The organism is Actinotalea sp. C106 (assembly GCF_023630195.1).
Lineage (GTDB): Bacteria > Actinomycetota > Actinomycetes > Actinomycetales > Cellulomonadaceae > Actinotalea.
In genome coordinates this window covers 1-9,573 of sequence record NZ_JALPKN010000115.1, presented here as the reverse complement: position 1 = coordinate 9,573, position 9,573 = coordinate 1, and the positions used below count along the sequence as shown (strand labels likewise).

9 protein-coding genes are annotated in these 9,573 nt (G+C 69.2%); 3 read left to right on the top strand and 6 right to left on the bottom strand.

The genetic code is table 11. The features are described 5' to 3' along the window. Nucleotides 1-892 (bottom strand): sigma-70 family RNA polymerase sigma factor (locus L0B03_RS09385; protein ID WP_250445547.1); only part of this gene is annotated, 892 nt, incomplete at its 3' end. Nucleotides 893-1,072: 180 nt separating this feature from the next. Here L0B03_RS09385 and L0B03_RS09380 point away from each other — a divergent pair. From L0B03_RS09380 to L0B03_RS19300, 3 genes are all read left to right on the top strand, one after another. After that, nucleotides 1,073-1,840, top strand: coding sequence for a hypothetical protein (locus tag L0B03_RS09380; RefSeq protein WP_250445546.1), 768 nt, complete (start codon nt 1,073-1,075; stop codon nt 1,838-1,840). A gap of 63 nt (nt 1,841-1,903) precedes the next feature. Continuing rightward, a complete protein-coding gene (locus L0B03_RS09375) occupies nt 1,904-4,033 on the top strand; it encodes a prolyl oligopeptidase family serine peptidase (protein ID WP_250445545.1) in 2,130 nt (709 codons plus the stop codon). Between the two features lie 299 nt (nt 4,034-4,332). Next, nucleotides 4,333-4,461 (top strand): hypothetical protein, encoded by a 129-nt coding sequence (locus L0B03_RS19300; protein WP_284501602.1) that lies wholly within the window; start codon nt 4,333-4,335, stop codon nt 4,459-4,461. 179 nt (nt 4,462-4,640) lie between these two features. On the opposite strand, the gene nrdF is transcribed toward L0B03_RS19300, so the two are convergent. From nrdF to L0B03_RS09350, 5 genes are all read right to left on the bottom strand, one after another. Continuing rightward, nucleotides 4,641-5,612 carry a class 1b ribonucleoside-diphosphate reductase subunit beta gene (gene nrdF / locus L0B03_RS09370; RefSeq protein ID WP_250445544.1) on the bottom strand — a complete coding sequence of 324 codons (972 nt, stop codon included), beginning with the start codon at nt 5,610-5,612 and terminating at the stop codon, nt 4,641-4,643. 73 nt (nt 5,613-5,685) lie between these two features. Next, a complete protein-coding gene (nrdE, locus tag L0B03_RS09365) occupies nt 5,686-7,830 on the bottom strand; it encodes a class 1b ribonucleoside-diphosphate reductase subunit alpha (RefSeq protein WP_374204925.1) in 2,145 nt (714 codons plus the stop codon). Next, nucleotides 7,800-8,216 carry a class Ib ribonucleoside-diphosphate reductase assembly flavoprotein NrdI gene (gene nrdI / locus L0B03_RS09360; RefSeq protein ID WP_250445543.1) on the bottom strand — a complete coding sequence of 139 codons (417 nt, stop codon included), beginning with the start codon at nt 8,214-8,216 and terminating at the stop codon, nt 7,800-7,802. The genes nrdE and nrdI overlap by 31 nt, the downstream gene beginning before the upstream one ends. Nucleotides 8,217-8,355: 139 nt before the next feature. Further along, nucleotides 8,356-8,601, bottom strand: a complete 246-nt coding sequence (gene nrdH / locus L0B03_RS09355; RefSeq protein WP_250445542.1) for a glutaredoxin-like protein NrdH — start codon at nt 8,599-8,601, stop codon at nt 8,356-8,358. A 179-nt stretch (nt 8,602-8,780) separates the two neighbouring features. After that, nucleotides 8,781-9,573: DUF2306 domain-containing protein (locus tag L0B03_RS09350; RefSeq protein ID WP_250445541.1), on the bottom strand; the 793-nt coding region annotated here is incomplete at its 5' end.

Genomic DNA, 9,573 nt, shown 5'->3' with positions numbered 1-9,573 from the left:
CGTTGCCCGACGCGCCGCTCCCAGCCCCCGCGCCCACCGTCGCCCCGGCAGCCGAGACCGCCGTCGCGCTCGCGCTGACCGCGCCACCGAAGCCCACGCCCTGCAGCACCACGTACGCCGCGCCGCCGAGCACCAGGGGGGCGATGACCACGCGCATGCCGTGGTTGACGTCGCCGAGCTCGAGGACGAGGCCGCGGCAGTGGCCGCAGTCGTCGAGGTGCAGCTCGACCATGGCGGTCTCGCGCTTGGCCAGGCCGCCGCGCACGTAGGCGCCGAGCTTGGGATTGACGATGGTGCAGGCCTCGTCCTGCGGGGCGGCGAGGTGCTGCTGGAGGTAGGCCTGGCGCAGGCCCTCGCGGGCGCGGTAGGCCAGGGCCGCGACGCCGTTGGCGGTCAGGCCCAGCACGGGGGCGATCTCGGCCGGGCTGAGCTCCTCGACCTCGGTGTACCAGAGCACCGCCTGCCACCGTTCGGGCAGCGACTTGTACGCGTCGGAGACCAGGCCGCGCTCGAAGCCGACCATGGTCGGCTCCTCGGTCGACTCGACCGCGCCGGCCGCCGTCTCGAAGGCCTCGAGGTCATCCGTGGGCTCGGTACGACGCCCCGTCTCGATCCGCTTGAGTGCGACCCGCCGCAGGGCCGTGAAGAGGTAGGCACGGAAGGCGACGTCGGGCCCGCCGCCCTGCTGGACGGTCGCGAAGACGTTGGAGAAGGCGTCCGCGACGGCGTCCTCGGCGTCGGCCGCGGAGTTCGAGTACTGTCTGGCGACCGCCCTGGCGGCGTCGACGTGCCGCTCGTACAGGGTGCCGAAGGCTGCGGACTCCCCGGAGCGCACTGCGGTGATGAGCTCGGCGTCGGAAGCAAGCTCCCAATCGCTGGCGATGCTCGTCACGCCGGCCTCCTCACCACGCCGGGTGCGCAGTCTCCATCGCACAGGTTCTCACGCGGCGTCAAGCCGTGGCTGCCGCCGTCCGAGGGATGACACCGCACCCGCAACGCTGACACTTTGCAGGCCGCGAAGAAATCTCCCGAACTCGCGTCATGACCCCGGGGTTCGCCGCTCTCATCCCTCGTGAGACCTTCCGAGCAGCTCCACGACGCGACGGCCGCGAGCCTGCGCGAGCAGTGGCGCGCCGCGACGGTGGACTCCGTCTGGCTGCGACCCGGGGACTGGTACCACCCCGCCGTCGACGCCGTGACCGAGGCCGTCGCCGCGCGGCGGGACGCGACCGCCCCCACCTTCCGCCTCGGCGAGGTGCGCGGAGGCTCCGGGGTCGGGATCGCCGAGACCCTGGACGACCTCGCCGTCCTGTACCGCCTGGTCGACACCGAACCCGGCCTCGACGTGCTGCGCTCGCTGTGCGAAGGCTGGTCCGCGGCGAAGGACACCACCGAGGTGCACGGTGGCTGCATGGACGCCGAGTCCGGCCTGCCGACCGCCGACTACCTGGGCGTACGCCTCGCCGAGACCTACGGGCTCGCCGGCAAGCACGCCCACCACGCCTTCATGACCCACTGCCTGGTCCTCATCGACGTCGCCGCCGGGGACGTCCCGCCGTGGCGCCGGATGGCCCGGTCGGCCGCGATGGGCCGCGCACTCACCTCGGCCCTGGCCCCCGGGCACCCGATGGCCTCGCTGGGTGGCGGGGCCTTCGCGGTGCTCGTCGGGCGGGACTGGGAGCTGGGCGAGACCGTGCGTCGCATGCGCGACCAGGTCAACGAGCACGCCGACCGGCTCCAGATCACCGAGCTCATGCGCCAACCGCCGCGCATCTGGATCGAGCCGCTGCCCGAGACCCACGCCCGGGCCGTGAACCTGCTGGACGACCTGCGCCGCTAGGTGCGAGGTAGACCCGGGCGCGTTCGTTTGCCGCGAGGGGGCGACGCACCCAAGGATGACCCGGTGACCTCCCCCACCGCCCCGTCCTCCGAGCCGCGCGACAGCTCCGTGGCGACCGCCCCCGCCGACCCGTACCTGTGGCTCGAGGAGGTCGAGGGCCCCGAGGCCTTGCGGTGGGTCGAGGAGCGCAACGCCGAGGCGATGGCTGCCCTGGGTGGGTCCGAGCTCGAGCGCATCCGCGAGGAGGTCCTCGAGGTGCTCGACTCGCAGGCGAAGATCCCCGTGGTCGTCGAGGCCGACGGTCACCTGTACAACTTCTGGCGCGACGCCGAGCACGTGCGCGGGCTGTGGCGACGCACCACCCTCGAGGAGTACCGCACGCCCACCCCCACGTGGGAGGTGCTGCTGGACCTGGACGCCCTGGCCGAGACCGAGGGCGAGAGCTGGGTGTGGCACGGCGCGAGCCGCCTGCGCCCGGGCTCGACGCGTGCCCTGCTCGACCTGTCCCGCGGCGGCTCGGACGCCGACGTGACCCGAGAGTTCGACCTCGAGACCCGCACCTTCGTCACCGACGGGTTCGTGCGCCCCGAGGCCAAGGGCGGGGCCGGCTGGATCGACCGCGACACCCTGTTCGTCGCGACCGACACCGGCCCGGGCTCGACCACGACCTCGGGCTACCCGCGCATCGCACGTCGCTGGCACCGCGGCACGCCCCTCGAGCAGGCCGAGGTGGTCTTCGAGGGCACGGTCGAGGACCTCGCCGTGAGCGCCCACCACGACCGCACCCCCGGCTTCGAGCGGGACATCGTGGTCCGCGCCCTGGACTTCTACCACCAGGAGGTCTACCTCCTGGGGCCCGACGACGTCGCGACCCGCCTCGAGGTGCCCACCAGCGCCGAAGTCAGCCTCAAGCGCGAGTGGCTCCTGATCGAGCTGCGCGAGCCCTGGGAGGTCGAGGGCGTCACCCACCCGGCCGGGGCCCTGCTCGGTACCCGCCTGCTCGACTTCCTGGCCGGCGACCGCGACCTCGAGGCCCTGTTCACCCCGACGCCGTCCTCCTCCTTGGCCGGGGTCAGCTGGACCCGCAGCCACCTGGTCCTCACGGTGCTGGACGACGTGACCCACCACCTCAAGATCCTCACCCCGCGCGACGGCGTGTGGTCCCGCCGGACCCTCGGGGCGGCCGACGTCGGCGCCCCGGCCCTGGGGACGCTGAGCGTCGCCGCGGTCGACTCGAACGACTCGGACGACCTGTGGCTCACGGGCACCGACTACCTGACCCCCACCACCTTCTCCCGGGTGAGCCTGGGTGATGTCGCCGAGGCCACGGGGGTCACCGAGGCCACCGGCCCGACGTCGGCCGTGCAGGTCGAGCACCTCAAGCGCGGGCCGGCCTTCTTCGACGCCAGCGGCCTGACCGTGGCCCAGCACATGGCCACCTCGGCCGACGGCACCCGCATCCCCTACTTCCTGGTGCGGCCCACCGGCGTCGAGGGTCCCGTGCCGACCCTGCTCTACGGGTACGGCGGCTTCGAGATCTCCCTGACCCCCGCCTACTCGGGCGGGGTGGGCCGTGCGTGGCTGGCCCGGGGCGGCGCCTACGTGGTCGCCAACATCCGCGGTGGTGGCGAGTACGGGCCCGGCTGGCACCAGGCCGCCCTCGGCAAGGACCGCCACCGCGCCTACGAGGACTTCGCCGCCGTCGCCCGGGACCTCGTCGAGCGCGGCGTCACCACCCACGAGCAGCTCGGCGCCCAGGGCGGCAGCAACGGCGGGCTGCTCATGGGCAACATGCTGACCCAGTACCCCGAGCTCTTCGGCGCGATCGTCTGCCAGGTGCCGCTGCTGGACATGCGGCGCTACAACCAGCTTCTCGCGGGCGCCTCGTGGATGGCCGAGTACGGCGACCCCGACGACCCCGAGCAGTGGGAGTTCGTCCAGACCTTCTCCCCGTATCACCTGGTCGACGCCGAGCGGGCCTACCCCCCGGTGCTGTTCACGACCTCGACCCGCGACGACCGCGTGCATCCCGGCCACGCCCGCAAGATGGCGGCGCTGCTCATCGACGGCGGGCGAGAGGTGCTGTCGTACGAGAACATCGAGGGCGGGCACGGCGGCGCGGCGACCAATGCCCAAGCGGCGCACATGGCGGCCCTGGCGTACACGTTCCTGTGGCAGCGGCTCGGGGGCTGATCGGGCTCTTGCTTCGCGTCCGTCATGTTTCCCCTACCGAAAGACAACAGGCCCATGTTCTCCGCAGGATCGATGGACTGGTGGGCGACGGAACGTGCCGGCTACGGCAGGGAGCGCCGATGGGAATCGTTGGGATCTTCAACACGCCTCTCGGCGGCGCCGGAGCAGCAGTCTTCTTCATCGCGGCCATCGGGTTCTGGGTCTGGCTAGCACGAAGAGAGAAGTAGGAAGCTTGCCGTAGGCGTGCGGCACCAAGGCTTCCCGTGTCGTTGTCGATCCGCTAGTTGGGAGCACCCGACGTGAATAGGTCCGCTGTCCTCGCGAACCTCTCCGGTCTGGGCAACGTGCCGCACGGTGGGGTGATCGCCGCCATCGTCTTCGTAGGCCTCGGCCTGTGGGCGGCATACCTCATCAAGAGGAAGTCCTAGCCGGCACTGAGGTACCTGCGAGCGCAGCGGGGGATCTGGCTGGTACGTCGAGGCAGGTAGACGACGTGCTGGCCCACGCCTGGGCCGGTCCAACCCCGTCACGCCGTCGGCCCGGGCTCCCTCGTGGGGAACCCGGGCCGACGGCGGTGCTGGGCTGGGCCTGAGCTCAGCGGGTGGGCTCAGAAGTCCCAGTCGTCGTCCTCGGTGTTGACGGCCTTGCCGATCACGTAGGACGAGCCCGAGCCGGAGAAGAAGTCGTGGTTCTCGTCGGCGTTGGGCGACAGGGCGGAGAGGATCGCCGGGTTGACGTCGGTCTCGTCCTTGGGGAAGAGGCCCTCGTACCCGAGGTTCATCAGCGCCTTGTTGGCGTTGTAGCGCAGGAACTTCTTGACGTCCTCGGTGAGGCCGACGCCGTCGTAGAGGTCCTGCGTGTACTCGACCTCGTTGTCGTACAGCTCGAAGAGCAGCTCGAAGGTGTAGTCCTTGAGCTCCTGCTGCTCGGCCGAGGTGAGCTCGGCGAGGCCCTTCTGGTACTTGTAGCCGATGTAGTACCCGTGCACGGCCTCGTCCCGGATGATCAGCCGGATCACGTCGGCGGTGTTGGTGAGCTTGGCGCGGCTCGACCAGTGCATCGGCAGGTAGAAGCCCGAGTAGAACAGGAAGGACTCGAGCAGGGTGCTCGCGACCTTCCGCTTGAGCGGCTCGTCACCCCGGTAGTAGTTCATGACGATCTCGGCCTTGCGCTGGAGGTTGACGTTCTCCTCCGACCAGCGGAAGGCCTCGTCGATCTCCCGGGTGGTGCACAGGGTCGAGAAGATCGACGAGTAGGACTTCGCGTGCACCGACTCCATGAAGGCGATGTTGGTGAGCACCGCCTCCTCGTGGGGGGTGCGGGCGTCCGGGATGAGGCTGACCGCGCCGACCGTGCCCTGGATGGTGTCCAGGAGGGTCAGGCCCGTGAAGACGCGCATGGTGAGCGTCTTCTCGTGCTCGGTCAGGGTGTTCCAGGACTGGATGTCGTTCGAGACCGGCACCTTCTCGGGCAGCCAGAAGTTCCCGACCAGGCGGTCCCAGACCTCGAGGTCCTTGTCGTCCTCGAGGCGGTTCCAGTTGATCGCCGAGACCTGGCTGACCAGCTTGAGCTTCTCCATCGTGATCCTCAGGCGTTCGTTCGGTGGCGGGTGGGGCAGGGGGCGAGCTCGGCAGCCCCGACGGGCAGAGCCGTCACAGCATGCACGAGACGCAGCCCTCGACCTCGGTGCCCTGCAGCGCGAGCTGGCGCAGGCGGATGTAGTACAGCGTCTTGATGCCCTTGCGCCAAGCGTAGATCTGCGCCCGGTTGACGTCACGCGTGGTGGCGGTGTCCTTGAAGAACAGCGTCAGGGACAGGCCCTGGTCCACGTGCTGCGTCGCCGCCGCGTACGTGTCGACGACCTTCTCGTAGCCGATCTCGTACGCGTCCTGGTAGTAGTCCAGGTTGTCGTTGGTCATGAAGGGCGCCGGGTAGTAGACGCGCCCGATCTTGCCCTCCTTGCGGATCTCGATCTTGGACACGATCGGGTGGATCGAGGAGGTCGAGTTGTTGATGTAGGAGATCGAGCCGGTGGGCGGCACCGCCTGCAGGTTCTGGTTGTACAGCCCGTGCTCCTGCACCGAGGCGGACAGCTCGCGCCAGTCCTCCTGGGTGGGGATGTGCACGCCGGCCTCGGCGAACAGCTCACGCACCCGCTCGGTGGCCGGCTCCCACACCTGGTCGGTGTACTTGGTGAAGTACTCACCGTTGGCGTACGCCGACTCCTCGAAGCCGTCGAACCGCTGGTTGCGCTCCTTGGCCAGCAGGTTCGAGGACCGGATCGCGTGGTACGCGACCGTGTAGAAGTAGATGTTCGTGAAGTCGATGCCCTCCTCGGACCCGTAGTAGATCCGCTCCCGGGCGAGGTAGCCGTGCAGGTTCATCTGCCCCAGGCCGATGGCGTGGCCACCGGCGTTGGCGCGACGGATCGAGGGCACCGAGTCGATCGACGTCTGGTCCGAGACGGCCGTGAGGGCGCGGATCGCGGTCTCGACGGTCTTGGCCAGGTCCGGGGAGTCCATCGCCAGGGCGATGTTCATCGAGCCGAGGTTGCAGGAGATGTCCCGGCCCACGTGCTCGTAGGACAGGTCCGTGTTGTACGTCGACGGCGTCGAGACCTGGAGGATCTCGGAGCACAGGTTCGAGTGGGTGATCTTGCCCTTGATCGGGTTGGCCCGGTTCACCGTGTCCTCGAACATGACGTACGGGTACCCGGACTCGAACTGCAGCTCGGCGAGGGTCTGGAAGAACTCACGCGCGTTGATCTTGGTCTTGCGGATGCGCGCGTCGTCGACCATCTCGTGGTACTTCTCGGTGACCGAGATGTCCGCGAAGGGCACCCCGTAGACGCGCTCGACGTCGTACGGGCTGAACAGGTACATCGGCTCGTTGTTCTTGGCGAGCTCGAAGGTGATGTCCGGGATGACGACGCCCAGCGAGAGGGTCTTGATGCGGATCTTCTCGTCCGCGTTCTCCCGCTTGGTGTCCAGGAACCGGAAGATGTCCGGGTGGTGGGCGTGCAGGTACACCGCACCCGCACCCTGACGCGCACCGAGCTGGTTGGCGTAGGAGAAGGAGTCCTCGAGGAGCTTCATCACGGGGATGACGCCCGAGGACTGGTTCTCGATGTGCTTGATCGGGGCGCCGTGCTCGCGGATGTTCGACAGCAGGAGGGCCACGCCGCCACCGCGCTTGGACAGCTGCAGGGCGGAGTTGATGCCGCGGGCGATCGACTCCATGTTGTCCTCGATACGCAGGAGGAAGCAGGAGACCGCCTCGCCGCGCTGGGCCTTGCCGAGGTTGAGGAACGTGGGGGTCGCGGGCTGGAAGCGACCCGAGACGATCTCGTCGACCAGGGAGATCGCGAAGTCCTGGTCACCCTCGGCCAGGGACAGGGCGACCATGCAGACGCGGTCCTCGAAGCGCTCGAGGTACCGCTTCCCGTCGAAGGTCTTGAGCGTGTACGAGGTGTAGTACTTGAAGGCGCCCAGGAAGGTCTGGAACCGGAACTTCTTCGAGTACGCGTACTGGAACAGCGTCTTGACGAAGGAGCGGTCGTACTTGGCCAGGATCTCAGGCTCGTAGTACTTGTTCTCGACGAGGTAGTCGAGCTTCTCCTCGAGGTCGTGGAAGAAGACCGTGTTCTGGTTGACGTGCTGGAGGAAGTACTCGCGCGCCGCCTCACGGTCACGGTCGAACTGGATCTCCCCGTTCGGCCCGTACAGGTTCAACATCGCGTTGAGGGCGTGGTAGTCCAACCCCTGCGTCACGCTGGTATCTGTGACTGCTGCTGCCACAACCGCTCCAATCCGTCACGGACGCGCTCGACGTCCTCGCTCGTTCCCAGGAGCTCGAAGCGGTACAGGTACGGGACCTGGCACTTCGCGCTGATGATGTCGCCGGCGATGCAGAAGGCCTCGCCGAAGTTGGTGTTGCCCGCGGCGATGACGCCGCGCAGAAGGCCTCGGTTGTGCTGGTCGTTGAGGAACTTGATGACCTGCCGAGGCACTGCGCCCCCCTCGTTGCCGCCTCCGTACGTCGGAACGACGAGCACGTAGGGCTCGTCGACGCGCAGGAAGGGGTCGGTGGGGCGCAGAGGGATCCGGTGGGCCGGCAGGCCCAACCGTTCCACGAAGCGCTGGGTGTTGCCCGAGACGCTGGAGAAGTACACGAGCGAGCTCATGACCGACCTCTCTGCTCCCCGGTGGGACGACGCACCACCGACCGGTTCCGGCCGGTGGTGCAGGGGGTGGTGCTGCCGGCGATGAACTGCCGGGGTGGCGGTCGGGACGCTCAGGGCGCCGGGACCGCGAGAGTGGCCGTCAGGCGCTGGCGAGCGCGCGGGTCTCGAGGAGCCCCGAGATCCGGTCGGGCCGGTACCCCGACCAGTGCTGCTCACCGGCGACGACCACGGGCGCTGCCTGGTGACCCAGCGAGACGACCATGTCGAAGGCCTCGGTGTCCATCGTGAGATCGACGATCGTGTAGTCCAGGCCGGCCTTGTCCAGGGCGCGGTAGGTGGCCACGCACTGGACGCAGTTCGGCTTGCTGTAGACGGTGATCGGCACGGTGGTATCTCCCAGATGGTTCGTCCCGCAGTTCGCGTCTGCGGCGAGAACAACACTACCTCTAGTGGTGGGTCCCGCCAAGTGCCACTAGGACTTGTGTTGCAACCGTGTAGTTACGTCACCGAGGGTCGTGCTCGATATGTCCGTTTCGCCCCTGCCTCGGTCGACGGAAGCGCCGGTCAGAGGCTCGGCGCCCGTGGCACGACGGCGCTGCCCGGGGCCCGATCTTCACCCGTTCGGCCCTCGGTCGTCGAGCCGGTCGACCCCACCTGCGGGCCCTGGGCGGGCAGGGCGTAGGAGGGCAGCCCCCGGCGCCGGAGGAGCACCTCGGCGACGACGAGGTTCGGCAGCCAGCAGAGGAAGGGCACCGCCGTGTAGGCGTTCGAGAACACCGCCTCGTAGTCGGCCTCCGGTCCGGCGAACGGCACCTGAACCCCGATCAGCACCCCGAGCCACAGCCGCAGCATCACGGCGGCGAAGGTCAGGGCGTAGTTGCGCATCATCCACGCCTGGTGGCTGGCCAGGTCCCCCGAGCGGACAGCACGGAGGGCACGGAGGCCGGTGAGGAGCCAGAGCACCGCGAGCGCCCCGAAGCCGAAGGCCCCGACGAACCCTGCCGAGTTGACCGGGAGGAGCACCAGGCTCGAGAGCGCCCCCAGGCCCACGGACCCCAGGTACACCCGGCCGACAGCTCGGTGCACCCCGAGGGCCCGCCGTCGCAGGGCCGCGACGAACTGCAGCGGACCGAGGAGCAGCGCGACAGAGGCCGTGACGATGTGGATGTACAGCGCGCCCTGGAACACCGGGCTCACCGCCGCGTAGGCGCCCCCGAGGCCCACGCCGTCCTCCGCGAGCTGGTCCAGGCTCGCCGTCCCGTACAGACCGAGGGAGAAGACCGCGACGCCGAGCGCGAGAACACTGGTGAGGGCGAGGCCGGCGCGGCCGCGCCGGGGACGCGGCGACGGCGGGCGG

What these genes read in the sequence shown, in the direction of transcription:
- nrdF (WP_250445544.1), bottom strand. Translation starts at nt 5,612, where the DNA reads ATGGAGAAGCTCAAGCTGGTCAGCCAGGTCTCGGCGATCAACTGGAAC.
- nrdI (WP_250445543.1), bottom strand. Translation starts at nt 8,216, where the DNA reads ATGAGCTCGCTCGTGTACTTCTCCAGCGTCTCGGGCAACACCCAGCGC.